Genomic DNA, 23,639 nt, shown 5'->3' on the forward strand with positions numbered 1-23,639 from the left:
GCTGCTCCTGTTCACCCACTGCCACGCGTGCAGGGTATCGGTCCCCCTGGCGAGTGAGTCGGATCACTGCCGGACACCCCGCCTTTGCGGGTCACCCGGAAATAAGACACACTTGTGTTGTGAAAAAGACGGAGGCGGGTGACCAGGCGGGCGGCGACATGCCCCGCGCCACCCACCCGCACGTCCCGTCGCAGGTCAGCGCCGAGGGCAAGACCCGTCAGGAGGTCGCCCGGCTGCTGCTCGAACAGGGTCCCATGACCGCCGTCGTGGTCGCCGAGCAGCTCGGGATCAGCCCCACCGCCGTCCGGCGGCACCTCGACGCCCTTCTCGCGGACGGCGAAGCCGAGACGCGGGACGCGCCGCGCCGCGGACCCCGGGGCCGGGGTCGTCCCGCGAAGCTCTTCCTGCTGACCGAGCCCGGCCGCGCCCGCTTCGGGCACGCCTACGACGACCTGGCCGTCTCCGCGATCCGTTTCCTGGCCGAGCACGCCGGGGAGGACGCCGTCCGCGCCTTCGCCGAGCAGCGCATCGAGAAGCTCGTCGGCCCGCACCGCTCCGCGATCACCGCACCGGGTGATCCGGCGGCGCGCGCGGAGGCCCTCGCGGCCGCCCTGAGCAGGGAAGGCTACGCTGCGTCGACCCGCCAGGTCGGGGCTCCGGCCCCCGGTCAGAACGTGGGCGCGCAGCTCTGCCAGCACCACTGTCCGGTCGCCCACGTCGCCGCGGAGTTCCCGCAGCTGTGCGAGGCCGAGACGGAGGCGTTCGCGCAGCTGCTGGGCACCCACGTCCAGCGGCTGGCGACCATCGCACGCGGGGACTCCGCGTGCACCACCCACGTACCCGTCACGGCGGGTCAGCCGGCCCATCCCGAGCCGGTGAGAACGGCGTCCCCCGAGGGACGCACAGCACGGATCCCGAATGGAGGGAAACCCGCATGACTGCCGCTGCCGAGCAGCGCACTCCCACCACCGCGCCACTGAGCCAGGAAGAGACCATCGAGTCCCTTGGCAAGTACGCGTTCGGCTGGGCCGACTCCGACGAGGCGGGCGCCAGCGCCCGTCGCGGGCTGAACGAGGACGTCGTCACCGACATCTCCTCGAAGAAGTCCGAGCCGGAGTGGATGCGCGAAGCGCGACTGAAGGCGCTCAAGCTCTTCGAGAAGAAGCCCATGCCCAACTGGGGGGCCGACCTCTCCGGGATCGACTTCGAGAACATCAAGTACTTCGTGCGGTCCACGGAGAAGCAGGCCACCTCCTGGGAGGAACTGCCCGAGGACATCAAGAACACCTACGACAAGCTCGGCATCCCCGAGGCGGAGAAGCAGCGCCTCGTCGCCGGTGTCGCCGCGCAGTACGAGTCCGAGGTCGTCTACCACCAGATCCGCGAGGACCTGGAGGAGCAGGGCGTCCTGTTCCTGGACACCGACTCCGCGCTCAAGGAGCACCCGGAGCTGTTCCAGGAGTACTTCGGCTCGGTCATCCCGGCCGGTGACAACAAGTTCTCCGCGCTGAACACGGCGGTGTGGTCCGGCGGCTCGTTCATCTACGTGCCGAAGGGCGTGCACGTCGAGATCCCGCTGCAGGCCTACTTCCGGATCAACACCGAGAACATGGGCCAGTTCGAGCGCACCCTGATCATCGTCGACGAAGGTGCGTACGTGCACTACGTCGAGGGCTGCACGGCGCCGATCTACCAGTCCGACTCGCTGCACTCGGCGGTCGTGGAGATCATCGTCAAGAAGGGCGCCCGCTGCCGCTACACGACCATCCAGAACTGGTCGAACAACGTCTACAACCTGGTCACCAAGCGCGCCAAGTGCGAAGAGGGCGCGACCATGGAATGGATCGACGGCAACATCGGTTCCAAGGTGACGATGAAGTACCCGTCGGTGTTCCTCATGGGCGAGCACGCCAAGGGCGAGGTCCTGTCGGTCGCGTTCGCGGGCGAGGGCCAGCACCAGGACGCGGGCGCCAAGATGGAGCACCTCGCGCCGTACACGTCCTCGACCATCGTGTCGAAGTCGGTGGCGCGCGGCGGCGGCCGCACCTCCTACCGCGGCCTGGTCCGCGTGGCCAAGCGGGCGCACCACTCGCGCTCCAGCGTGGTCTGCGACGCGCTGCTGGTGGACACGATCTCGCGTTCGGACACGTACCCGTACGTGGACATCCGCAACGACGAGGTGTCCATGGGCCACGAGGCCACGGTGTCCAAGGTCAGCGAGGACCAGCTGTTCTACCTGATGTCGCGCGGCCTCGACGAGGCCGAGGCGATGGCGATGATCGTGCGCGGCTTCGTCGAGCCGATCGCCCGTGAGCTGCCGATGGAGTACGCGCTCGAGCTGAACCGCCTGATCGAGCTCCAGATGGAAGGGTCCGTCGGCTAGTCATGTCGGTCACTGAGAACAACGTTTCGGAAGCTCTTCGCGAGGGCGCGGTCATCCCGGCCGCGTCCCGCGCGGAGCGCTTCACCTCCTACGACGTCGAGGCCTTCGAGGTCCCGGGCGGTCGTGAGGAGAACTGGCGCTTCACGCCGATGAAGCGTCTGCGCGGCCTGCACGACGGCAGTGCCGTCGCCACCGGCGAGATCACCCTCGAAACCGAGGCCGCGCCCGAGCTGAAGATCGAGTCGGTCGGCCGGGACGACGAGCGGCTGGGCGCCGCCGGTGTCCCGAGCGACCGGATCGCCGCGCAGGCGTACTCGTCCTTCGCCCACGCCACCGTCGTGACGGTGCCGAAGGAGACGAAGGCGTCGAAGCCGTCCGTGCTGCGGATCCACGGCCCGGGCGAGGGCCAGGTCGCCTACGGGCACCTGCAGGTCCGCGCCGAGGCGTTCGCCGAAGCCGTGATCGTGCTCGACCACGTCGGCTCCGGCACCTACGCCGACAACGTCGAGTTCGTCATCGGCGACGGCGCCAAGGTCACCGTGGTCAGCGTCCAGGACTGGGCCGACGACGCCGTGCACGTCTCCGAGCAGCACCTGAAGCTGGGCCGCGACGCCGCGCTGCGGCACACCGTGATCACCCTGGGCGGTGACCTGGTCCGCGTCTCCCCGACGGCGACCTTCGCCGACAAGGGCGGCGACGTCGAGATGCTCGGCGTCTACTTCGCGGACAAGGGCCAGCACCAGGAGCACCGCCTCTTCGTCGACCACGCGGTCCCGAACTGCAAGTCGCGCGTGATGTACAAGGGCGCGCTGCAGGGCAGTTCAGGAGAAGGGCCTGACGCGCACACCGTATGGATTGGCGACGTCCTGATCCGCGCGGCCGCCGAGGCCACCGACACCTACGAGCTCAACCGCAACCTGGTGCTCACGCCGGGTGCGCGCGCGGACTCGGTGCCGAACCTCGAGATCGAGACCGGCGAGATCGAAGGCGCCGGCCACGCGAGCGCGACGGGAAGGTTCGACGACGAGCAGTTGTTCTACCTGCAGTCGCGCGGGATCGCCGAAGAAGCCGCGCGGCGCCTAGTCGTGCGCGGGTTCTTCCACGAGATCCTGGTCAAGATCGACGTCCCCGAGGTGCGCGAGCGCCTCGAAGCGGCGATCGAAGCCGAACTCGAAGCCGTCGGTGCCTGACCGCCCTCTCTGACTTAGGAAACGAAGAAATGGCTACGCTGGAAATCAAGGACCTCCACGCCTCGGTCACGACCGAAGAGGGCGCCAAGGAGATCCTCAAGGGCGTCAACCTGACCATCAAGTCGGGCGAGACGCACGCGATCATGGGCCCGAACGGCTCGGGCAAGTCCACGCTGTCCTACGCCATCGCCGGCCACCCGAAGTACGAGGTCACCTCGGGTGAGGTGCTGCTCGACGGCGAGAACGTGCTCGAGATGAGCGTCGACGAGCGCGCGCGGGCCGGCCTGTTCCTGGCCATGCAGTACCCGGTCGAGGTGCCGGGCGTGTCGATGTCCAACTTCCTCCGCACCGCGGCCACCGCGGTCCGTGGCGAGGCCCCCAAGCTGCGCCACTGGGTCAAGGAGGTCAAGGAGGAGATGGGCAAGCTCGAGATCTCGCAGGAGTTCGCCGAGCGCTCGGTCAACGAGGGCTTCTCCGGCGGCGAGAAGAAGCGCCACGAGATCCTGCAGCTGGCGCTGCTCAAGCCGAAGTTCGCCATCCTCGACGAGACCGACTCCGGCCTCGACGTCGACGCGCTGCGGATCGTCTCCGAAGGCGTCAACCAGTACAAGGCCGACAGCGAGGTCGGCGTCATGCTGATCACGCACTACACCCGGATCCTGCGGCACATCACGCCGGACTTCGTGCACGTCTTCGCCGGCGGCAAGATCGTCGAGTCGGGCGGCAAGGAGCTGGCGGACGAGCTCGAGGAGAACGGGTACGTCAAGTACACCGGCAAGACCGAGCCCGCCGCGGTCTGACACGTCTCACTACACCGAGAAGAGAGGAGTCGGCCCGATGACCACCACCTCGGCCGGTTCTGTGCCACTCGACGTGGCGGCCCTGAGGGCCGACTTCCCCATCCTGTCGCGCACGGTTCGTGACGGGAAACCCTTGGTGTACCTGGACTCCGGGGCGACGTCGCAACGCCCGCAAGCGGTGTTCGAGGCCGAGCGCGAGTACGTCTTCACCTCGAACGCCGCCGTGCACCGCGGTGCGCACCAGCTGTCCGAAGAGGCGACGGACGCGTACGAGTCCGCGCGGGCGAAGATCGCCGAGTTCGTCGGCGCCGACCCCGAAGAGCTGGTGTTCACCAAGAACGCCACTGAGGGCATCAACCTCGTCGCGTACTCGATGAGCAACGCCGCCACCGCCGGTCCCGAGGCCGCGCGGTTCGTGGTCGGCCCGGGTGACGAGATCGTCGTCACCGAGATGGAGCACCACGCGAACCTCGTGCCGTGGCAGCAGCTGTGCCAGCGCACCGGCGCGACGCTGAAGTGGTTCAAGGTGACCGGAAACGGCCGCCTCGACCTGTCCGATGTGGACGAGCTGATCACCCCGCGCACGAAGGTGGTCGCGTTCGCGCACCAGTCCAACGTGCTCGGCACGGTCAACCCGGTCTCGCTGCTGGTCGAGAAGGCCAAGGCGGTCGGCGCGCTCACCGTGCTCGACGCCTGCCAGTCGGTGCCCCACTTCGCCGTGGACTTCCACGCGCTGGGCGTCGACTTCGCGGTGTTCTCCGGGCACAAGATGCTGGGCCCGTCGGGCATCGGTGTGCTGTACGGCCGCACCGAGCTGCTCGAAGCGATGCCGCCGTTCCTGACCGGCGGGTCGATGATCGAGATGGTCCGCATGGAGGGCTCGACCTTCGCGCCGCCGCCGCAGCGGTTCGAGGCCGGCGTGCCGATGACGTCGCAGGCCATCGGCCTCGGCGCGGCCGTCGACTACCTCTCGGCGATCGGCATGGACCGCGTCGCCGCGCACGAGCACCAGCTCGCCGCGGCGGCGATCGAGGGCATCGGCGCCATCCCCGGCGTCCGGATCATCGGGCCGACGGACCTCGAGGACCGCGGCGCGACCGTGTCGTTCGTGATCGACGGCGTGCACCCGCACGACGCCGGCCAGGTGCTCGACAGCCTCGGCATCGCCGTCCGCGTCGGCCACCACTGCGCCTGGCCGCTGCACCGGGCCTGCAACGCGCAGGCGACCGTGCGCGCGTCCTTCTACCTGTACAACGAGCTGTCCGAAGTGGACGCGCTCGTCGCGGGCATCCGGGAGGCCCAGAAGTTCTTCGGGGTGGCGCAGTGAACCTGGAGAGCATGTACCAGGAGATCATCCTGGACCACTACAAGAACCCGCACGGGCGCGGCCTCCGGGACCCGTTCGACGCCGAGTCGTTCCAGGTCAACCCGACCTGCGGCGACGAGGTGACGCTGCGGGTCAAGCTCGACGACGGGAAGGTCGCCGACGTCTCCTACGAGGGCCAGGGCTGCTCGATCAGCCAGGCTTCGACGTCGGTCTTGACGGATCTCGTCGTCGGCCACACGATCGACGAGGCGTTCACCACCATGGACGCCTTCGTGGAACTGATGCAGGGCAAGGGAAAGGTCGAGCCGGACGAGGACGTGCTGGAGGACGGGGTCGCCTTCGCGGGCGTCGCCAAGTACCCGGCCCGCGTGAAGTGCGCCCTCCTCGGCTGGATGGCTTTCAAGGACGCCGTCGCCCGGACGACCAGTGGAGCTGAAAAGGCATGACCGAAGACACCGCCACCGACGCTCGGGAAGGCCGGACCGCCGCCGACCTCGACGCCGAGACCACCGCGAAGCAGGACCTCGACCTGGCGAAGATCGAGGACGTCGAAGAAGCCATGCGTGACGTGGTCGACCCGGAGCTCGGCATCAACGTCGTCGACCTCGGCCTGGTCTACGACATCCGCGTCGAGCCGGACAACACCGCGACCCTCGACATGACGCTGACCTCGGCGGCCTGCCCGCTGACCGACGTCATCGAGGACCAGACGAACGCCGCGCTCACCAGCGGCGGCCTGGTCAAGGACTTCCGGATCAACTGGGTCTGGATGCCGCCGTGGGGCCCGGAGAAGATCACCGAGGACGGCCGCGAGCAGCTGCGCGCCCTCGGCTTCACCGTCTGAGTTCTTCTTCGCAAAACGGGTCACCCTTCCGGGTGGCCCGTTTTGCGTATAACGACATATACCAGGCGAGGGCGTAAAGCCCGAGCGCGGCGAAGAACCCGCTGACGGCACCGGTGACGGCGAGGTAGGTGGCGTTGCCGAAGACGCCGGCGTGGGTCATCGGGTCGTGCTCGGCCAGGAACGGCAGGGTTTCGGCGAGCATGCCGGTCACGACGCCGGCGGCGAGGAAGGCCGTGGCGGCCTTGGGGTACCGGCTGCGCGGTGGTGCGGGCCGGGTCGGGGCGAGGCGGTACCAGCGGACCAGCCACCAGGCCAGGACAACCGCCCCGGCGATCGTGCTGACCAGCTGGATCAGGCGTCCGACGTCGACGCCGGTGACGAGCGGGATCCGCAGGAAGGCTAACCCGCCGCTCTCGTGCGTGAAGGCGTCCCAGCCGACGTGCGTGAGGGCGCCGAGGACGAGCGACAGCGCGATCCAGCCGGGCCGTCGCCAGCTGAACTGGCGGGGGAGCCGCTCGGCGAGCGGTTGCGGGGCCAGCGCCAGGAGCGGCCGCTTGAGCAGGACGTGGAACAGGGCCAGCAGGAGCAGGGCGATGAGCGGATCGAGCCAGAGGGCCGAGGCGAATTCGTGGGTCTTGCTCAGGCCGACGTCGGGCACCGGCCGCGGGACGAACCAGAAGACGTCCGGCGCGACGGACCCGGCGACGAGCGCCGAGGGCACCAGCGGCCGTCTCGCCAGGGGCAGCACGGCGGCGGGATGACTGAGCGTGAACGGCACGGCAGCTAGTATCCCGGGGTGGTCCTCCGGTCGATCATCCTGTTCCTCGCGGCGGCGGTGTGCGAGATCGGCGGAGCGTGGCTGGTCTGGCAGGGCGTCCGCGAACACCGTGGCTGGCTGTGGATCGGCGGGGGAGTGCTGGCCCTGGGCGTGTACGGGTTCGTGGCGACGCTCCAGCCGGACGCCCACTTCGGCCGCATCCTCGCCGCGTACGGCGGCGTGTTCGTGGCCGGGTCGCTGGCCTGGGGGATGGTGGCGGACGGTTACCGGCCGGACCGCTACGACGTGCTCGGCGCGCTGCTGTGCCTCGCGGGGGTGGCGGTGATCATGTACGGGCCGCGCGGCGGGTAACGCCGACTTTCGGCCGTGGCCACCCTGGTGGTGACCTTCTAACCTGATCGCGCGAAACACGGTGAAGTGCTCTCTGAATCCGACAAAGGAGACACGATGAACGGACGCGTGCTCGGCCGGATCGTGGCGGTGGCCACGGCTGTCGCAGCCCCGCTGGCCCTGGCTCCGGTTGCTTCGGCGGCCGCCGTCACGACGCTGTACTACAGCTCGTCGGGTGCTCCGGACTACCTGGCGCAGATCGACCAGGGCGCGGCCAACTGGAACGCGGCGGTCACCGACGTGAAGCTCGTCAAGCGCAGCACGGGCGCGACGATCGTGTTCCAGGAGATCCACAGCGGCGGCTCGTACACGAACACGAACGGCCACGGCCGCGGCCAGATCTACCTGGACACGAGCCAGGTCGCGGAGGGCTTCGACCCGACCCGCATCGCGGCCCACGAGCTGGGCCACAACCTCGGGCTGCCGGACCACTACAGCGGCCCGTGCACGGAACTGATGTCGGGCCACGGCCCGGGAACGGCGTGCAAGAACGCGAAGCCGTCGTCTGCCGAGGCCGCGAAGGTGCAGTCGTTGTGGGTCAACGGCTTGACGGCGGCGGCCGAGATGCGCACCGCGCGCTGAGCCGGCCCGGGCGCGGCCTCCGGCGCCGGAGACCGCGCCCGGGTCCACCGCCCGAGGGAGGCGCCGACCGCGCGGACAGTCCATTGTGGAGGGACTCGTGGCACGGGCGCGCCGGTTCGGGCACCATGGGCCGCATGACTGCCGCCTACGACGAGTTCGCCTCGGCCTACACCGCCGAAAACGAAGCCAGCCTGATGAACGCCTACTACGAGCGGCCCGCGACCCTCGCGCTCGCCGGGGACGTGGCCGGCCGGCGGATCCTCGACGCCGGCTGCGGCTCGGGGCCGCTGTTCGCGCAGCTGCGGGCGAACGGCGCACTCGTCAGCGGGTTCGACCAGAGCCCCGGCATGCTGGCGCACGCGAAAACGCTGCTCGGCGAGGACGCGGACCTGCGGGTGGCCGACCTGGCCGATCCGCTGCCCTACCCCGACGCCGAATTCGACGACGTCGTCGCGTCGCTGGTGCTGCACTACCTGCGCGACTGGGACCCGGTGCTCGCCGAGTTCCGGCGCGTGCTGAAGCCCGGCGGCCGGCTGATCGCCTCGGTCAACCACCCGATGATGGTCAACCTCACGCACCGCCAGGAAGGGCCGCGGCCGGACTACTTCGCGCAGTACACCTGGACCGACGAATTCGAGCTCCACGGCGAAAAAGCGCGGATGACGTTCTGGAACAAGCCGCTGCACGCGATGACCGACGCCTTCACCGCGGCCGGCTTCCGGATCGCCGTGATCAGCGAACCGCACCCGGTGCCTGCCGCCCGGGAGCTGTTCCCCGGCGACTTCGAAATCCTCGACACCTTCCCGAGCTTCCTCTTCTTCGTCCTGGAAGCGGAGTAGGGGTCAGTCGAGGCAGAACTCGTTGCCCTCGATGTCCTGCATGTTCTGGCACGACTCGTTTTCCTCGTCGGCGAGCAGGAGCTGCCCGCGGACCGCGCCGAGCTTCTCCAGCCGCGCGCACTCGGCCTCGAGCGCCGCCAGCCGCTCTTCGCCGACGAGGCCGGTGCCGACCCGGACGTCGAGGTGCACGCGGTTCTTGACGACCTTGCCTTCGGGCACGCGCTGGAAGTACAGCCGCGGGCCCACGCCGGTGGGGTCGCTGCAGGCGGTGCCCGCCAGCTCGTACCCCAGCACCTCGGACCAGAACCGGGCGACCCGCTGGGGGTCCGCGCAGTCGAAGGTGACCTGAACCTGCCTGACCGACGTCATGCCGCCCACCCTAGGAGGCGCGGGCAAGCGAATTTCAGCCGAGGTCGTCGAGCAGCGCCTGGACCGCGGCCGCCATCGCCGCCGGAGCGCGATGGCTGCGGTTACTCGGCTGTTCAAGCTCGGGGATTCGCAGACCCGCACCTCAGGGGGTGCTTCGTCAACACGGACCGCCGGCCGGCAACGCAAGGCAACCAACAACGTCACCAGACCTCCCCCGCCCTGCCGAGCGTTCACCCTGCCTCGGCAGCTGCCGAGTCTGCCGCGGCTTCAAGACAAAAGCGTCCTCGCCGGACGGGCAGGCTCTGGGATGACCACGGCTGCCGCTGTCTGCTCGGCTTGTGGAGGTGGGCCGCGGGGTGGTCATCCCGTCGCCTGATTGAGGCCTATCACTTTGAGCCGGGCCCGCAAGCCCGCGCTGTCTCCTCGCGTTGCGCTGTGGGTTGCGGGCCCGGCTCAAAGTGATTTTGACGGCCTCAGGCGACGGGATGACCACCCAGCTCCGTGATGTGAGGGGGCATCACCGGCCACCAACCGAGTCACGCACTACTCGCCGAGGTCGTCGAGCAGCGCCTGGACCGCGGCCGCCATCGCCGCCGGGTCGCCGTCGCCCGGGCGCAGCACCAGGTCGGGTGACGACGGGCGCTCGTACGGCGCTTCGATGCCCGTGAAACCCTTGATCTCCCCGGCGCGCGCCTTCGCGTACATCCCCTTCGGGTCACGCGCCTCGCACACCTCCAGCGGCGTGTCGACGAAGACCTCGACGAACGGCAGCCCGTCGTGGATCGCCCGCGCCCGCGCCCGATCTTCCGCGTACGGGCTGATCAGCGACGCGATCGCCACCACACCCGCGTCCGCGAACAGGCGCGCCACCTCCGCCACCCGCCGGACGTTCTCCGCGCGGTCCTCGGGGCTGAACCCCAGCCCGGCGTTCAGCCCGTGCCGCAGGTTGTCGCCGTCGAGCAGGTACGCCGGGCGGCCCGCCGCGACCAGCCGGCGCTCCAGCTCGACCGCCACCGACGACTTGCCCGACGCCGACAGCCCGGTCAGCCACACCGTCGCGCCGCGGGTCGGGCGGTCCTCGCGCCGGACCGCCGCGGTGTGCCAGACGACCGGGGCGGCGACCGCGCCGGTGATCATGCCCGCCGCCACCGTGTCGCCGGTGTGCTCGTCGACCAGCAGGAAGCCGCCGGTGGCCCGGTTGCGGCGGTAGGGGTCGAACAGCAGCGGCGAGCGCGTGCGCAGCCGGATGCGGCCGATGTCGTTCAGGGACAGCGCTTCCGCCGTCTCGTCGCGGTGCAGCGTGGTGACGTCGAGGCGGTACTCCAGCCGCTCGACCGTGCCCCGCGTCTCGGTCGTCGTGTGCCGGACCGCGTAGGACGCCCCGGGGGCCAGCGACGCGCGCTCGGAGAACCAGCAGACCAGCGCGTCGACCTCGCGGGCCGACTCCGCGCGGTTGCCGGGGCGGCACAGCATGGCCCCGCGCCCGAGGTCGAGGTCGTCGGCCAGCTCCACGGCCACCGCCTGCCCGGTGAACGCTTCTTCGAGGGGCTGCCCGCCCGGTCCCCAGACCGCGCGCACCTTCGACGTGAACCCCGACGGCAGCGCCACGACCTCGTCACCCGGCTTGAACACCCCACCGGCGATGGTGCCCGCGTAGCCGCGGAAGTCGGACCGGCGGATGACGTACTGCACCGGGAACCGGGCGTCGATCAGGTTGCGGTCGGAAGCGACGTGCACCTCCTCCAGCTGGTGCAGCAGCGAAGTGCCCTCGTACCACGGCATGCTCGCGCTGCGGTGGACGACGTTGTCGCCGTGCAGCGCCGAAACCGGCACGAACGTCAGGTCGGCGACGTCGAGTTTCATCGCGAACCGGCGGAAGTCCTCGCGGATCTCGTCGAACCGCTCCTGCGACCACTCGACCAGATCCATCTTGTTGACGCAGACCACGAGGTGCCCGATCCCCAGCAGGGACGCCAGGAACGCGTGCCGCCGCGACTGCTCCAGCACCCCCTTGCGCGCGTCGACCAGGATCAGCGCCAGGTCGGCGGTGGACGCGCCGGTCACCATGTTCCGCGTGTACTGCAGGTGCCCCGGCGTGTCCGCAATGATGAACTTGCGCCGCGGCGTGGCGAAGTAGCGGTGGGCGACGTCGATGGTGATGCCCTGCTCGCGCTCGGCGCGCAGGCCGTCGGTGAGCAGCGCGAGGTCCGGGTAGTCCTCGCCGCGGTCGCGGCTGGCGCGCTCGACGGCCGCGAGCTGGTCGGTGAAGATCGCCTTCGAGTCGAACAGCAACCGGCCGATCAACGTCGACTTGCCGTCGTCGACGCTCCCGGCGGTGGCGATCCGCAGCAGCTGCATCAGAAGTAGCCCTCTCGCTTGCGGTCTTCCATGCCGGCCTCGGAAATCCGGTCGTCGGCCCGCGTGGCGCCGCGTTCGGTGACGCGGGTGGCGGCCACCTCGGCGACCACTTCGGACGGGGTCGCCGCCGAGGACTCGACGCAGCCGGTGCAGGTGGCGTCCCCGACGGTCCGGAAGCGCACGGTCGCCTCGTACGGCATCTCGCCGTCCACAAGGGACAGGAAGCGGGTGGCCGCGAGCAGCATGCCGTCGCGCTGGACCACCGGCCGCCGGTGCGCGTAGTACAGCGGCGGCAGCGCGATCCGCTCGTCCCGGATGTACTGCCAGATGTCCAGCTCGGTCCAGTTCGACAGCGGGAAGACGCGGATGTGCTCACCGCGGCGGTGCCGTCCGTTGTAGAGGTTCCACAGCTCCGGGCGCTGCGCCCGCGGGTCCCACTGGCCGTGCTCGTCGCGGAAGCTGAACACGCGCTCCTTCGCGCGGGCCTTCTCCTCGTCGCGGCGGGCGCCGCCGAACACGGCGTCGAAGCCGCCCTCGCGGATCGCCCGCAGCAGCCTCACCGTCTGCAGCCGGTTGCGGCTGGCCCGCGGCCCGGTCTCTTCGACGACGCGGCCGGCGTCGATGTCGTCCTGCACGCGCGCGACCTCCAGGCGCAGGCCGAGCGCGGCGACGGTCTCGTCGCGGAACCGGATGACCTCGTCGAAGTTGTGGCCGGTGTCGACGTGCAGCACGGGGAACGGCAGCGGCGCGGGCCAGAACGCCTTCGCCGCGGCGTGCAGCATCACGACCGAGTCCTTGCCGCCGGAGAAGAGCAGGACCGGGCGCTCGAAGGTCGCCGCGACTTCGCGGAAGACGTGCACGGCCTCCGCTTCGAGCGCGGCCAGGTGCGAGAGCTCGTACGAGGTCACGGACACCGGAAAAAAGTAGAACATGTTCTTGTCTTTGGTCAAGCGGTGCGGGACGCTGTAGGACATGGACCTGGGCGTGCTCGAAGAGATCAAGCGGGTGAAGTACCGGTACCTGCGCGGGGTGGACCTGAAGCTGTGGGACGAGGTGGCCGACACCTTCACCGTCGACGCCACGGCCGACTACGGCACCCGCGCGGTCGGGAGCGGGGGCAAGCGGTTCGAGGGCCGCGACGCCATCGTCGAGTTCCTCACCCAGAGCCTCGGCAACGGCATCATCACCGTGCACCACGCAGCTCAGCCCGAGATCGACGTCGACGGCGACACCGCGACCGGGCGGTGGTCGTTCACCGACAAGGTCATCGTGCCCGAGCACAAGGTGATCATCGAAGGCGCCGCCTTCTACGAGGACACCTACCGCCGCGAGGGCGACGGCGCCTGGCGGATGTCGCACATCGGGTACGTCCGGACCTACGAGACGCTGACGAGCTTCGACGGCATCCCGGGCTTCAAACTGCTCGCGAACCGCTGGGCTGTCCCGGCATGATCGAGAACGAGTTCTCGTTGACCCGGTCGTTCGCCGACGCCATCGTCGAGGCCGAAAAGCTGATCGCCGGAGCACCGCCGGCGCAGACCGAGCAGGGTCTCCTGGAGGGCTACGACTACCTCGCGGGCAGCATCCGGGCGTCGCTGCAGATGGCCTGGGCCTACCAGCGCGACTTCCCGTACTTCACCGCGTCCACCGGGCCGTACACGAAGATGGGCCTGGACAACCCGGACACGCTGTACTTCAACGCGAACATCCGGGCCGACCGCGAGTACCTCGTCACCGGGGTCCGGGGGACCACCGCCGACCTGAGCTTCCAGATCCTCAACGGCGACTACTCGCCGGTGGAGGTGCCCGACAGCCTCGCCGCGTTCGACGACCGGGCGATCGAAATCGACGAAGACGGCCGGTTCGAGCTGCGCTTCGGCCCCGCTCGCGACAACCCGCCGCCGAACTACTTCGTCCTCGGCGAGGGCTCGTCGATGCTCGTCGTGCGTGAGGTCTACAGCGACTGGGCCACCGAACGGCGGGGAGAAATCCGGATCCAGTGCGTCGACACGGCGGGCCAGGCGCCGCCGGTGCCGGACCGGTCCGGGCTGGCCAAGCGCTACGGCGTCACCGGCAAGATCCTGCTCAGCCGGCTGAAGACGTTCCTGGCCTTCCCGAAGTGGTTCTACGACGACCTGCCGGTGAACACGCTGACCGAGCCGCGCTCGACGCCGGGCGGGCTGACCACCCAGTTCTCCTCGGCCGGGCACTACGAACTCGGCCCCGAAGAGGCGATGATCGTCACCGTGCCGCGCTGCGCGGACGCGCCCTACCAGGGCATCCAGCTCGGCAGCCTCTGGTACGTCTCGCTCGACTACATCAACCACCAGACGAGCCTCACCGCCGACCAGGCCCGTGTCGACCCCGACGGCAAGATCCGGTTCGTGCTCGCCGAACGCGACCCCGGCCTGGCGAACTGGCTCGAACTCACCGGCCACGACCGCGGGTACCTGCAGATCCGCTGGCAGCGGCTGGCCCGCGACCTCGGCCCGGAAGACGGCCCGGTCGTCGAGGTGGTCAAGGCCGACGAGCTGCCCGACCGGCTGCCCCACTACGAGGACGCGCGGGTGACGCCGGAGCAGTGGGCGGCGCGGATCGCGGCCCGGCAGGACGCCGTGGCCGCCCGGATGCTGGGGTGAGCGTGGAGAACGTGTTGCAGGGCAAGGTGGTCGTCGTCTCGGGCATCGGGCCCGGGCTGGGCCGGTCGATCGCCGTGCGCAGTGCGCAGGCGGGCGCGGACGTCGTGCTCGCCGCGCGCACCGAGTCGCGGCTGAGCGAGGTCGCGAAGGAGGTGACCGACCTCGGCCGCCGGGCGGTCGCGGTCCGCACCGACATCGACGACGCGGACTCCGCCGAGAACCTGGTGCGTGCGGCGGTCGAGGCGTTCGGCCGGGTGGACGCGGTGGTGCACAACGCCTTCGCCGTCCCGCCACTGACCGATCTGGCCACTGTGGACTTCGACGCCGTCCGCGCGGGGTTCGAAACCGCGGCGATCTCCGTGCTCCGGCTGACCCGGCTCTTCCTGCCCGCGCTCAAGGAGAGCAAGGGCTCGCTGGTGATGATCAACTCGGCGGTGCTGCGGCATTCCCGGCGGACGTTCGGTGCCTACAAGATGGCGAAGTCGGCACTGCTGTCGCTGTCCCAGAGCCTGGCCAGCGAGCTGGGCCCGGACGGCGTGCGCGTCAACACCGTGGCGCCCGGGTACATCTGGGGGCCCAACCTCAAGTGGTACTTCGCCTACCTGGCCAAGGAGCGCGGCATCACGCCCGAAGACGTCTACGCCGAGACAGCGTCCACAATAGACCTTCGCAAGCTGCCCGAGCCCGACGAGATCGCCGACGCGGTGGTGTTCCTCGCCTCGCCGATGGCGCGCGCGATCACCGGGCAGTGCCTCGACGTCAACGGCGGCGAGTACCACCACTAGGAGGTTCCATGCTCCCCGGCCGCGAAGACGTGGGCACCGTCGAGGACCTGCACGCGTCGGCGTCGAAGCTCACCGGGCTCGACGACTTCGGTGCCGACGAGTACGTCGAAGGCCTGCGCGTGCTGCTGGAGTCCTACGAAGGGGACGCGGAACTGACGCCGTACGGCAACAAGGTGCACCGGGCGTTCCTGCGCGGTGCTTTGGTGGCGCGGCTGCTGAGTGAAGCTTCGTGGAAGCAGAACCCGGCGTACGCGGACGTCCGCATCGAGCGGCCGATCTTCGTCACCGGCCTGCCCCGCACCGGTACGACGGCGCTGCACCGGCTGCTCGCCGAGGACCCCGCGCACCAGGGCCTCGAGGTGTGGCTCGCCGAGGTCCCGCAGCCGCGGCCGCCGCGCTCGTCGTGGGCGGGCAACCCGATCTTCCAGGGCATCCAGGCCGGGTATGAACGCCACCACGTCGAGCACCCGGAGTTCATGGGCGTGCACCACATGTCCGCCGACCAGGTGGAGGAGTGCTGGCAGCTGCTGCGCCAGTCGATGCGGTCGGTCTCCTTCGAGTGCCTGGCGCACCTGCCGCGCTATTCGCGCTGGCTGGCCAAGCAGGACTGGACGGACGCGTACGCGCGGCACAAGCGCAACCTGCAGCTGATCGGGCTGCCCGACGCGGGCAAGCGGTGGGTGCTCAAGAACCCGAGTCACCTGTTCGCCCTGGACGCGCTGATGGCGAACTACCCGGACGCCCTGGTGATCCAGACCCACCGGGCGCCGCGCACGATCATGGCGTCGATGTGCAGCCTGGCCGAGAAGGCCGCGGACGGCTGGTCGGACAAGTTCCGCGGCGAGGTGATCGGCCGCGGTCAGCTGGACCTGTGGGCGCGCGGAGCGGACGAGTTCGGCTGGGCCCGGGAGCGGCACAACCCCGCGCAGTTCCACGACGTCCGGTACGAGGACTTCGTCGCGGACCCGATCGGCACGGTGTCCAGTGTGTACGACCACTTCGGACTGGAGTTCACCCCCGAAGCCCGCGCGGCCATGACGGCGGTGCACGAGGTGAGCCGGACCGGGGACCGGAAACCGGTGCACCGCTACAGCTTGGCGGACTTCGGCCTGACACCCGAAGAGGTCGACGAGCGGTTCGCGAGCTACCTCACGTCCCTGCCGTGATCAGCTCGACGACTTCGGTCATCGACGGGCCGGCGGCCATCTCGGCGGCCAGTTCGCGCGCGCGTTCGCGGTAACGCGGGTCGGTCAGCACCTCGCCGACGGCTCGCCGCAGCGTCCGCGGTGCGGCCTTCGCGCGGGCGTGGCCGATCCCGGCCCCGGACCAGGTGACCCGGGCGGCGACCTCGCGCTTGTCCTCGCTGGCCCCGATCACGACCAGTGGCACCCCGTAGCGGAGGGCGTGGTTGACCCCGCCGTAGCCGCCGTTGCTGACCACGGCGGCGCAGCGGGGGAGCAGCTCGTCGTACGGGAGGAAATCGGCGACCCGCACGTTGTCCGGCAGCGGGCCCGGCCGCAGCGGCGTCCCGCACGTCGTCGCGACGACCAGGACGTCCTCGCCCGCCAGCGCGTCGATGGCCGGCTCGACGAGCCGGCCGAGGTCGTCGTTCGCGACCGTCCCCTGGGTCACGTGCACCACCGGACGGCCGCCGTCCAGGTCGGCCCACCACGGCGGCAGCGGGTGCTCGCTCGCCGCGCTGACCGTCGTCGGCCCGATGAAGTGCAGGGGAGCGCCCGGCCGCGGGTACTCGAAGCCGGGGCAGGTCATCTGGAGCACGCCGTCGCTGTGCAGGGGCCAGTCCGTGAAGAGCATGCCGGGGTCGCCGAGGAGGTCTTTCGCCAGGTCCTGCGCCGGCCCGGTCACCCACGGCACGAGCGCCTTGAAGATCGCGCCGCTGACCGGGTGGCCGGGCGCGGCGGTCGGGACCGGCGGCAGGAACGGCAGGAAGCCGAGGGTGAGCAGGCGTGGCCGGGCTGTGCGCCGGACCAGGGCCAGCCCGGCCATCATCAGCGGATCGCACAGCACGACGTCGGCCGGGTGCTCGTCGAGGACGCGCAGCTGCGCGGGCATGGCGCGGACGAAGTGGGTCAGCTCGAACCGGGCGAGCTTCAGCCCGCTCAGCCCGGCGCGGCCGGGGATCGAGCCGTTCAGGTCGGTCTCGTCGAAGTCGGCCTCCGCCGGCAGCACGCCGACGGTCGCCCCCAGCTCCTCGAACGCTTCCCAGTAGCGCGCGCCGGTGACGACGGTGACCTCGTGCCCGGCGTCGACGAGGGCTGCGACGACCGGCTTGGTCGGCCCGACGTGACCGCGCGCGGGCTGCACGCCGACGAGGACGCGGGTCATGGCTCTCCTTTTGACCGATACGCTGTACCATCCAATTGATGACGATACCCGAAGGCGGGCGGCGCCGGTACGCGTCGCCGGTGCGCGAGGCCCGGGCGCGCCGCACCCGGGCGCACGTGGTGGCGACGGCGGGGAAGCTGTTCGCCGCGCGGGGTTACGCGGGCACGAGCATGCGGCAGATCGCGGCGGAGGCGGGGGTGAGCCTGGAGACGGTGACGCAGACGGGCCGCAAGCCGCAGCTGCTGCTGGCCGCGTTCCGGGCCGGCTTCGCGGGCGATCCGGACGCGAGGAACCTGGACGCGCTGGCGGGCCCGGCCGGCCCGGCGGACCTGCCCTCGGTGGTGCCACGGGTGGCCGAGGGGATCCGCGGATCGCTGCCGATCTGGCGCGCGTTCACGACGGCGGCCGCGGCGGACGCGGAGGTGGCGGCGGTCCGCGCGGAGCTGGTGGTGGTGCGCCGGGCGGAGATCGCGGAGCGGCTCTCGGCGGCGGGCCTGGCCTCGGGAGGTTCGCTCGGGCGCTTGGCCGACGCGATCGGCTTGATCATGTCCCACGAGGCGTACGACCACCTGACGGCGGTGTGCGGCTGGCCGCACGAGGACTACGTCACCTGGGCGGCCTCGGCGATCCGGGCGCAGCTGGCCCTCGGCTGGTCAGCCGGCGGCGGCCTGTAACCCGCGGCTTCCGATGCCGCGCAGCACCTCCACCCGGTCCGAGCCGGGCCGGCTGAGCACCCAGCTCGACCCCGGCACCGCCTTCGCGCGCTTCTTCAACGGCGCCAGCAGCCGCGAAACCTCGTGGTACGACCCGATCGCCCCGCTCGCGCAGACCAGCGTCGCCAGCGACACCGTCACCGGCAGGCCGTCGGCCGACCAGGCCCGGTCCAGCAGTGCGCCCGCCACCGTCGCGATCTCGTCGACGTCGCACACCACCAGGAAGTCGTCGCCGCCGACGTGGCTCACCCGCATCCGCCGCAGTTCGCCCGCCTGTTCCGTCAGGGCCGCGCCCAGCTCGCGGATCAGGTTGTCGCCCGCCGCGAAGCCGGCGGTGTCGTTGACCGCCTTGAAGCCGTCGATGTCCAGCCAGGCCGCCACGAACGGCTCGCCGATGGTGATCCGGCGGGCCACGTCGCGGGCGACCGTGTCGCTGCCCGGCAGGCGCGTCAGCGGGTTCAGCGCCGCGGCGGCCTCGACCTTCGCCTCGGCCACCCCGCGGACCACCTCGGTCACCAGCACCACGCCGAGGCAGCGGCCGAGCTCGTCCACCACCACGACGTCGTCGCCGGTGCGGCCCCAGTCCGCGTCGGTGACCAGCTCCAGGAACTCCATCGCGCCGGCGCGGGCCTCGATCGTGTGCGGGGTGTCCGCGAGCCGGGCCGCCGGGCGCTTCGCGTGCAGCGCGTGCCCGTACGGCCCGGTGACCGCGACCAGGAACCGGGTCCGGTCGACCGACCAGCGCGGCCGGTTCAGCTCGTCCACCCCGACGACGCCGCTCGGCGCGTCGGCCGCGGCCAGCACCGCGCGGACTTCGTCGCAGGTCGCCGTTTCCGGCAGGGTCGTCGCCGGGCGGAGGAAGTCGCCGACGCACGGTGCCGGCGCCCCGGTCGAGGGACGGGCGCGGGTGAGCAGCGCCGGCGCGGGCCCGGCCGCGGTCGGCGGCGCGAGCAGGTGCCCCTGCGCGATCCGGACGCCGAGGCCGCGGACGGCGTCGAGCTGGGCGCCGGTCTCCACGCCGGTCGCGACGAGCCGGGTGCCGGTGCGGTTCGTGTAGTGCAGCAGCGCCTCGACCACGGCGACCGACGCCGGGTCGTCCGGCAGGCCGCGCAGCACGGTCCGGTCGAGCTTCACCAGGTCGATCGGCGCCTCGACCAGCAGGCCCAGCGGCAGGTCGCCGCGGCCGAGGCCGTCGAGCGCGATCCGGAAGCCGAGCTCGGTGAGCTCCCGCATCCCCGCGAGCGCGCGGCCGGCGGGCAGCGGCGCGAACGGCGGCCCGATCTCCAGGACGACGTCACGGGTGCGGCGGCCCGCGTCACCGAGGGCTTCGAGGAGGTCCTCGTACATCGACGGCGGTGCGGCCAGGGTGCGGGCGGACAGGTTCAGGTGCAGGGGGAGCGCCGTCGGCTGTTCGGCGTCCTGCCGGACGGCGGCGACCGCGAGCCCGAGGTCGGCCTCGGCGAGCCTGCCGTCGCGGCGGGCCTGCGCGAGCAGCTCGGGGACGGTTCCGCGGCCGGGCTTGGCCAGCGCCTCGTGCGCCACGACGCCTCCGGTGTGGAGGCTGTACAGCGGCTGGAAGGCGAAGCGGACCGCGCGTGGCGACTTCACGGCCCCGATCGTCGCGGGTCTCGCGGCGAAGGGGAACCGATGTCGACTGATGTTCACCGTCGGTTACCCCCATCGGCGCAACTGTTTCAGTGTTGACTTATATAAGTCAGTGCTTGTAACTTGGCCGGGTGCACGCGTTCGACGTCCTCGGCGACCCGGTCCGCCGCCGGATCCTCGAGCTGCTGGCCGACGGCGAACGCGCCGCCGGCGCGGTGACCGAGGTGATCCGGGCCGAGTTCGGCATCTCGCAGCCCGCGGTGTCGCAGCACCTGAAGGTGTTGCGGGACAACGGCTTCGCGGTCGTCCGCCAGGACGGGACGAGGCGGCTGTATGCGGTTGGGCACGCCCCGCTGCGCGACGTCGACGTCTGGCTCGACCGGTTCCGCCGGTACTGGACGCCACCGCTGGACGCGCTGGCCACCGAAATCGCCCGCGGCAAGCGTGCCCGGCGCCTCGATGAAGGAGAACGTTCGTGATCGACGTCAGCCACCAGATCAGCGCTGTCCGCCGGACACTCGGTGACCGGGTGCTCGAGGGGAAGGAGGCCCGCGTCCTCACCATCAGCCAGGTCTACGACACCGACGTCGAAGACCTGTGGGACGCGGTGACGAACCCCGAGCGCATCCCGCGCTGGTTCCTGCCGGTGAGCGGGGAGCTGAAGGTCGGCGGGAAGTACCAGCTGGAGGGCAACGCGGGCGGCACGGTCGAGCGCTGCGACCCGCCGAAGAGCTTCGCCGCGACGTGGGAGTTCGGCGGCAACGTCAGCTGGATCGAGGTCCGCCTGAAGCCGGAGGGAACGGGCACGCGGTTCGAACTGGAGCACGTGGCGCACGTCGACGACCGCTGGGACGAGTTCGGCCCGGGCGCGGTCGGCATCGGCTGGGACAGCGCGCTGGTCGGCCTGGTCCTGCACCTGTCCGCACCGGGCACGACCGTCGACCCGGAGGCGGCGATGGCCTGGATGATGTCGCCGGAGGGAATCCGCTTCATGACGGCGTCGAGCGAGGCCTGGTACGAGGCGGACGTCGCCGCGGGCGCGGACCCGGCCCAGGCCCGCGCGGCGGCGGACCGCACGCTGAAGGCGTACACGACCCCGCCGCAGGCCTGACCCCGCCGTGTCGTCCTCCCGATCACGCGTGATGCCCCCTCAATCACCTGTGATGCCCGCTCAATCACGCGTGATGCCCGCTCAATCACGCGAGATGCCTCCCTGATCACCGGCGTGGCCCCTCGCCGCACGGTCCGCGGCGGAAGAGGCAGCGTGCGTCGCGGGGCATCACGCGTGACCGAAGGGGCATCACGTGTGATTGGAGAGGCATCACTCGTGATTGGAGGGGCGACACGGTCAGCGGTCGGTGTACTTGACCGCGGTCAGGGTGATCACCGTGTCGGGCGGGACCTCGGTGCCCGCGGCCGGGTCCTGGCCCGTCTGGCGCCAGTTGCGGTCGATCACCAGCGCGCGGCCCTGGCCGGTGCCGTCGACCTCGCGCAGGTTGTAGAGGCCGGCTCGCTGCATCGCGTTCTGGGCGTCCTGGTGGTTCATGCCGGAGACGTCCGGGACCTTGATGAGTCTCGCCGAAGCCGAGGGCGGAGCCGGGGTCGAGGTCGTCGTGGCGGGTGGGGCGCCGCAGGCGGCCGTGGCGAACGCGAGCGCGGTCAGGGCTGTGACCATCCGTCGGGACATGCCCCTGAAGTACCCACGCGCCCGGCCGCCGTTCAGGTGAACCTGCGGATAAGGTCGGGCGCATGGATCAGGAGACCGACCCGCGGGCCGCGCGGCGCGATCCCGTGGCGAACGTCGGCGGGTTCACCGACCTGGCGACCAGCCCGTTCCGGATCGACCGCGACCGGATCGCCGCGTCGCCGTTCTTCGCGCGGCTCGGCGGTGTCACGCAGGTCGTCAGCGCCGGCGGGGCCGGGCTGCTGCACAACCGCCTCACCCACAGCCTCAAGGTCGCGCAGGTCGCCCGCGCGATCGCCGAGCGGATCACCGGCGGGCCCGACGCCGGACTGGCCGACAAGCTCGGCGGCTGCGACCCCGACGTCGCCGAGGCCGCCGCGCTCGCCCACGACCTCGGGCACCCGCCGTTCGGGCACCTCGGCGAGCAGACGCTCGACCGGATCGCCCGCCACCGCTTCGGCCTCGCCGACGGCTTCGAGGGCAACGCGCAGACCTTCCGGATCATCACCACGACCGACGTCCGCGGGCCGTCGGCGATCGGGCTGGACCTGACCGCCGCGGTGCGGGCCGCCGTGCTCAAGTACCCGTGGCTGCGGCTGCACCACCCCGCGCCGCACCCGTCGGAGCTGGCCGTGCCGCCGCGCGGGGCCGCCGAGCCGGGCGACCTGCCGGGCACCGGCGCGGCCAAGTTCTCCGCCTACGCCACCGAACTCGACGACTTCGAGCAGGCGCGCGCGGCCTTCGCGGGCCGCGTCGAGGGCTGGCAGCAGACAGTCGAAGCGTCCGTGATGGACACCGCCGACGACATCGCCTACGCCATCCACGACCTGCAGGACTTCCACCGCATCGGGGTCCTGCAGCACGCGCCGGTCGCCGCCGAGCTGGGGCAGTGGCTGGAGCACGCGGGGGAGCTGGCGTCGCTGGACGACGAGACGCTGAACGCGGACCTGCGCCGCCCGGGCCGGTCCCTGGAGCGCCTGCGCCGCCGGATGCACGCCAAGGACGCGTGGATCGTCGACGACGACGCCTTCGCCGCGGCGGTCGCGCGGGTGCGCGCGGAGCTGGTCGACGGCCTGCTGGCGGGCGAGTTCGACGGTTCGATCGAGGCCGAGCAGGCGACGGCGGCGTTCTCCGCGAACTGGACGGCCCGCCTGGTCGACGGCGTGTTCCTGCTGGCGGCACCGTCCACCCGCACCGGGCACGTGTCGCTGCGGCCGGCCCAGTGGCACGAGGTCCAGGTGCTCAAGTTCGTGCACCGCCGGTTCGTTCTCCTGCGGCCGGACCTCGCGCTGCACCAGCGCGGCCAGGCGGGCGTGGTGTCGAGCCTGGTCGACGCGCTCGACGCGTGGCTGCTCGACCGCGACGAGGTGTCCCGCCTGCCCCGCCGGCTGCACGACCTGGTCGAGCTGGCCCGCGCGGAGTACGCCGGGCTGGCCCGCACGGCACCGGAACTGCTGGTGGGCGCGACGGGCGAGCCGGTGACGGGGCCGGACGCGGTGCGCGGGCTGGCCCGCGGCCGGGCGGTGGTCGACTTCGTGGCTTCGCTGACGGACAAGCAGGCGGTGACGCTGCTGGACGCGCTGTCCGGCCGGGCCGCGCAGCCGTGGTCGGATTCGTTCGTGCTCTGACCGGGCGCGCGGCCGAGGGGCCGGGACGGCGAGCCGCTGACCGGTGCGGGCGGGCCGCCCGCACGGCGTGCGTCTCAGCCGGGCGGCCGCGCGGCCGTCGTCGGGTTCCGTCCTCTGGGCGCGGTAACGCGCTTCCCCCGCCACCCCGCCGATTGCACGCCCGTGTGTTGCTTGTGGACATCCCACTCCGTGGTCGGGGTGGCGGGCAATCATTTGTCCGGTGCGTGTCCGGTGACCGGTTCACCGCTGCGCTGAACGGCCTACGACATCCGGCCCCTTCGGGAAATTATCCGTCCTTTGTCACTCGAACGGCTGATGTTTACGGAGAACTCGCGGTACTTAGCTGGATCCAGCCGGTGATCACCGGCGTCGGTCAGCG

The 23,639-nt window shown here is 71.1% G+C and carries 25 protein-coding genes; 18 read left to right on the top strand and 7 right to left on the bottom strand.

Annotation, left to right across the window (positions count from 1 at the left end; translation table 11 throughout):
* Window positions 1-158 precede the first annotated feature (158 nt).
* From ABZX11_RS16385 to ABZX11_RS16415, 7 genes are read left to right on the top strand one after another with little or no spacing between them, the layout of a single operon-like run.
* Entirely contained in the window at window positions 159-938 is a 780-nt protein-coding gene (locus ABZX11_RS16385; RefSeq protein ID WP_176178295.1) for a metalloregulator ArsR/SmtB family transcription factor, read from the top strand.
* The gene (sufB, locus tag ABZX11_RS16390; protein WP_354913674.1) at window positions 935-2,383 is read left to right on the top strand and encodes a Fe-S cluster assembly protein SufB; all 1,449 of its coding nucleotides are present in this window, start codon (window positions 935-937) and stop codon (window positions 2,381-2,383) included. Before ABZX11_RS16385 ends, sufB begins: the two co-directional genes overlap by 4 nt.
* A 2-nt stretch (window positions 2,384-2,385) precedes the next feature.
* Complete coding sequence (sufD, locus tag ABZX11_RS16395; RefSeq protein WP_354913676.1) at window positions 2,386-3,573, top strand: Fe-S cluster assembly protein SufD; 1,188 nt, start codon at window positions 2,386-2,388, stop codon at window positions 3,571-3,573.
* A 29-nt stretch (window positions 3,574-3,602) separates the two neighbouring features.
* Window positions 3,603-4,373 carry a Fe-S cluster assembly ATPase SufC gene (gene sufC, locus ABZX11_RS16400; protein WP_176176300.1) on the top strand — a complete coding sequence of 257 codons (771 nt, stop codon included), beginning with the start codon at window positions 3,603-3,605 and terminating at the stop codon, window positions 4,371-4,373.
* Between the two features lie 37 nt (window positions 4,374-4,410).
* Window positions 4,411-5,700 (top strand): cysteine desulfurase, encoded by a 1,290-nt coding sequence (locus tag ABZX11_RS16405; RefSeq protein ID WP_354913678.1) that lies wholly within the window; start codon window positions 4,411-4,413, stop codon window positions 5,698-5,700.
* Entirely contained in the window at window positions 5,697-6,146 is a 450-nt protein-coding gene (gene sufU, locus ABZX11_RS16410) for a Fe-S cluster assembly sulfur transfer protein SufU (RefSeq protein ID WP_354913680.1), read from the top strand. Before ABZX11_RS16405 ends, sufU begins: the two co-directional genes overlap by 4 nt.
* Window positions 6,143-6,544, top strand: a complete 402-nt coding sequence (locus ABZX11_RS16415) for a metal-sulfur cluster assembly factor (RefSeq protein WP_086677997.1) — start codon at window positions 6,143-6,145, stop codon at window positions 6,542-6,544. The genes sufU and ABZX11_RS16415 overlap by 4 nt, the downstream gene beginning before the upstream one ends.
* Here the strand turns inward: ABZX11_RS16415 and ABZX11_RS16420 are convergent.
* A complete protein-coding gene (locus ABZX11_RS16420) occupies window positions 6,534-7,322 on the bottom strand; it encodes a DUF4184 family protein (protein WP_354913682.1) in 789 nt (262 codons plus the stop codon). The two genes, ABZX11_RS16415 and ABZX11_RS16420, sit on opposite strands and share 11 nt — an antisense overlap.
* Before the next feature lie 18 nt (window positions 7,323-7,340).
* On the opposite strand from ABZX11_RS16420, the gene ABZX11_RS16425 reads away from it, so the two are divergent.
* The 3 genes from ABZX11_RS16425 (at window position 7,341) to ABZX11_RS16435 (ending at window position 9,133) form a co-directional block, all read left to right on the top strand.
* Complete coding sequence (locus ABZX11_RS16425) at window positions 7,341-7,673, top strand: YnfA family protein (protein WP_354913684.1); 333 nt, start codon at window positions 7,341-7,343, stop codon at window positions 7,671-7,673.
* A gap of 96 nt (window positions 7,674-7,769) precedes the next feature.
* Window positions 7,770-8,294, top strand: coding sequence for a snapalysin family zinc-dependent metalloprotease (locus ABZX11_RS16430; RefSeq protein WP_354913686.1), 525 nt, complete (start codon window positions 7,770-7,772; stop codon window positions 8,292-8,294).
* 134 nt (window positions 8,295-8,428) lie between these two features.
* Window positions 8,429-9,133: a class I SAM-dependent methyltransferase gene (locus tag ABZX11_RS16435; protein WP_354913688.1), complete on the top strand. Its 705-nt coding sequence runs from the start codon at window positions 8,429-8,431 to the stop codon at window positions 9,131-9,133.
* A 3-nt stretch (window positions 9,134-9,136) separates the two neighbouring features.
* On the opposite strand, the gene ABZX11_RS16440 is transcribed toward ABZX11_RS16435, so the two are convergent.
* The 3 genes from ABZX11_RS16440 to cysD all read right to left on the bottom strand — a co-directional run bounded on the left by ABZX11_RS16440 (window position 9,137) and on the right by cysD (window position 12,792).
* A complete protein-coding gene (locus tag ABZX11_RS16440; RefSeq protein WP_354913690.1) occupies window positions 9,137-9,502 on the bottom strand; it encodes a VOC family protein in 366 nt (121 codons plus the stop codon).
* Window positions 9,503-10,045: 543 nt separating this feature from the next.
* A complete protein-coding gene (cysC, locus tag ABZX11_RS16445) occupies window positions 10,046-11,860 on the bottom strand; it encodes an adenylyl-sulfate kinase (protein ID WP_354913692.1) in 1,815 nt (604 codons plus the stop codon).
* Window positions 11,860-12,792: a sulfate adenylyltransferase subunit CysD gene (cysD, locus tag ABZX11_RS16450; RefSeq protein ID WP_354913694.1), complete on the bottom strand. Its 933-nt coding sequence runs from the start codon at window positions 12,790-12,792 to the stop codon at window positions 11,860-11,862. Before cysD ends, cysC begins: the two co-directional genes overlap by 1 nt.
* A gap of 40 nt (window positions 12,793-12,832) precedes the next feature.
* Between cysD and ABZX11_RS16455 the strand changes: the two genes are divergently transcribed.
* Genes ABZX11_RS16455 through ABZX11_RS16470 form a run of 4 tightly spaced genes read left to right on the top strand, consistent with a single transcriptional unit; the run spans window position 12,833 to window position 16,450 of the window.
* A complete protein-coding gene (locus ABZX11_RS16455) occupies window positions 12,833-13,312 on the top strand; it encodes a nuclear transport factor 2 family protein (protein ID WP_354913696.1) in 480 nt (159 codons plus the stop codon).
* Window positions 13,309-14,499, top strand: coding sequence for a hypothetical protein (locus tag ABZX11_RS16460; protein WP_354913698.1), 1,191 nt, complete (start codon window positions 13,309-13,311; stop codon window positions 14,497-14,499). Before ABZX11_RS16455 ends, ABZX11_RS16460 begins: the two co-directional genes overlap by 4 nt.
* Window positions 14,496-15,284 (top strand): SDR family oxidoreductase, encoded by a 789-nt coding sequence (locus ABZX11_RS16465; protein WP_354913700.1) that lies wholly within the window; start codon window positions 14,496-14,498, stop codon window positions 15,282-15,284. The genes ABZX11_RS16460 and ABZX11_RS16465 overlap by 4 nt, the downstream gene beginning before the upstream one ends.
* Window positions 15,285-15,292: 8 nt before the next feature.
* The gene (locus tag ABZX11_RS16470; protein ID WP_354913702.1) at window positions 15,293-16,450 is read left to right on the top strand and encodes a sulfotransferase; all 1,158 of its coding nucleotides are present in this window, start codon (window positions 15,293-15,295) and stop codon (window positions 16,448-16,450) included.
* On the opposite strand, the gene ABZX11_RS16475 is transcribed toward ABZX11_RS16470, so the two are convergent.
* On the bottom strand, window positions 16,434-17,630 hold the full coding sequence (locus ABZX11_RS16475) for a nucleotide disphospho-sugar-binding domain-containing protein (protein ID WP_354913704.1): 1,197 nt from the start codon (window positions 17,628-17,630) through the stop codon (window positions 16,434-16,436). The two genes, ABZX11_RS16470 and ABZX11_RS16475, sit on opposite strands and share 17 nt — an antisense overlap.
* Window positions 17,631-17,668: 38 nt before the next feature.
* Here ABZX11_RS16475 and ABZX11_RS16480 point away from each other — a divergent pair, with 38 nt between their 5' ends.
* Window positions 17,669-18,304, top strand: a complete 636-nt coding sequence (locus ABZX11_RS16480) for a TetR/AcrR family transcriptional regulator (protein ID WP_176176314.1) — start codon at window positions 17,669-17,671, stop codon at window positions 18,302-18,304.
* On the opposite strand, the gene ABZX11_RS16485 is transcribed toward ABZX11_RS16480, so the two are convergent.
* On the bottom strand, window positions 18,284-19,951 hold the full coding sequence (locus ABZX11_RS16485; protein ID WP_354913706.1) for a GGDEF domain-containing protein: 1,668 nt from the start codon (window positions 19,949-19,951) through the stop codon (window positions 18,284-18,286). The two genes, ABZX11_RS16480 and ABZX11_RS16485, sit on opposite strands and share 21 nt — an antisense overlap.
* Before the next feature lie 128 nt (window positions 19,952-20,079).
* Between ABZX11_RS16485 and ABZX11_RS16490 the strand changes: the two genes are divergently transcribed.
* Entirely contained in the window at window positions 20,080-20,427 is a 348-nt protein-coding gene (locus ABZX11_RS16490) for a metalloregulator ArsR/SmtB family transcription factor (protein ID WP_176176316.1), read from the top strand.
* On the top strand, window positions 20,424-21,059 hold the full coding sequence (locus ABZX11_RS16495) for an SRPBCC family protein (RefSeq protein WP_354913708.1): 636 nt from the start codon (window positions 20,424-20,426) through the stop codon (window positions 21,057-21,059). The genes ABZX11_RS16490 and ABZX11_RS16495 overlap by 4 nt, the downstream gene beginning before the upstream one ends.
* Before the next feature lie 237 nt (window positions 21,060-21,296).
* Here ABZX11_RS16495 and ABZX11_RS16500 read toward each other — a convergent pair whose 3' ends face one another.
* The gene (locus ABZX11_RS16500; RefSeq protein ID WP_176178297.1) at window positions 21,297-21,623 is read right to left on the bottom strand and encodes a PASTA domain-containing protein; all 327 of its coding nucleotides are present in this window, start codon (window positions 21,621-21,623) and stop codon (window positions 21,297-21,299) included.
* Between the two features lie 74 nt (window positions 21,624-21,697).
* Here ABZX11_RS16500 and dgt point away from each other — a divergent pair, with 74 nt between their 5' ends.
* The gene (dgt, locus tag ABZX11_RS16505) at window positions 21,698-23,260 is read left to right on the top strand and encodes a dGTP triphosphohydrolase (RefSeq protein WP_176176318.1); all 1,563 of its coding nucleotides are present in this window, start codon (window positions 21,698-21,700) and stop codon (window positions 23,258-23,260) included.
* Window positions 23,261-23,639 lie beyond the last annotated feature (379 nt).

Source organism: Amycolatopsis sp. NPDC004169 (genome assembly GCF_040610315.1).
In the GTDB taxonomy this organism is placed as follows: domain Bacteria; phylum Actinomycetota; class Actinomycetes; order Mycobacteriales; family Pseudonocardiaceae; genus Amycolatopsis.

Bases quoted from the DNA above. Each gene is read 5' to 3' on its own strand.
- ABZX11_RS16385 (WP_176178295.1), top strand. From the start codon at position 159: ATGCCCCGCGCCACCCACCCGCACGTCCCGTCGCAGGTCAGCGCCGAG.
- sufB (WP_354913674.1), top strand. From the start codon at position 935: ATGACTGCCGCTGCCGAGCAGCGCACTCCCACCACCGCGCCACTGAGC.
- sufD (WP_354913676.1), top strand. From the start codon at position 2,386: ATGTCGGTCACTGAGAACAACGTTTCGGAAGCTCTTCGCGAGGGCGCG.
- sufC (WP_176176300.1), top strand. From the start codon at position 3,603: ATGGCTACGCTGGAAATCAAGGACCTCCACGCCTCGGTCACGACCGAA.
- ABZX11_RS16405 (WP_354913678.1), top strand. From the start codon at position 4,411: ATGACCACCACCTCGGCCGGTTCTGTGCCACTCGACGTGGCGGCCCTG.
- ABZX11_RS16415 (WP_086677997.1), top strand. From the start codon at position 6,143: ATGACCGAAGACACCGCCACCGACGCTCGGGAAGGCCGGACCGCCGCC.
- ABZX11_RS16430 (WP_354913686.1), top strand. From the start codon at position 7,770: ATGAACGGACGCGTGCTCGGCCGGATCGTGGCGGTGGCCACGGCTGTC.
- ABZX11_RS16435 (WP_354913688.1), top strand. From the start codon at position 8,429: ATGACTGCCGCCTACGACGAGTTCGCCTCGGCCTACACCGCCGAAAAC.
- ABZX11_RS16440 (WP_354913690.1), bottom strand. From the start codon at position 9,502: ATGACGTCGGTCAGGCAGGTTCAGGTCACCTTCGACTGCGCGGACCCC.
- cysC (WP_354913692.1), bottom strand. From the start codon at position 11,860: ATGCAGCTGCTGCGGATCGCCACCGCCGGGAGCGTCGACGACGGCAAG.
- cysD (WP_354913694.1), bottom strand. From the start codon at position 12,792: ATGTTCTACTTTTTTCCGGTGTCCGTGACCTCGTACGAGCTCTCGCAC.
- ABZX11_RS16455 (WP_354913696.1), top strand. From the start codon at position 12,833: ATGGACCTGGGCGTGCTCGAAGAGATCAAGCGGGTGAAGTACCGGTAC.
- ABZX11_RS16460 (WP_354913698.1), top strand. From the start codon at position 13,309: ATGATCGAGAACGAGTTCTCGTTGACCCGGTCGTTCGCCGACGCCATC.
- ABZX11_RS16470 (WP_354913702.1), top strand. From the start codon at position 15,293: ATGCTCCCCGGCCGCGAAGACGTGGGCACCGTCGAGGACCTGCACGCG.
- ABZX11_RS16475 (WP_354913704.1), bottom strand. From the start codon at position 17,630: ATGACCCGCGTCCTCGTCGGCGTGCAGCCCGCGCGCGGTCACGTCGGG.
- ABZX11_RS16480 (WP_176176314.1), top strand. From the start codon at position 17,669: ATGACGATACCCGAAGGCGGGCGGCGCCGGTACGCGTCGCCGGTGCGC.
- ABZX11_RS16500 (WP_176178297.1), bottom strand. From the start codon at position 21,623: ATGGTCACAGCCCTGACCGCGCTCGCGTTCGCCACGGCCGCCTGCGGC.
- dgt (WP_176176318.1), top strand. From the start codon at position 21,698: ATGGATCAGGAGACCGACCCGCGGGCCGCGCGGCGCGATCCCGTGGCG.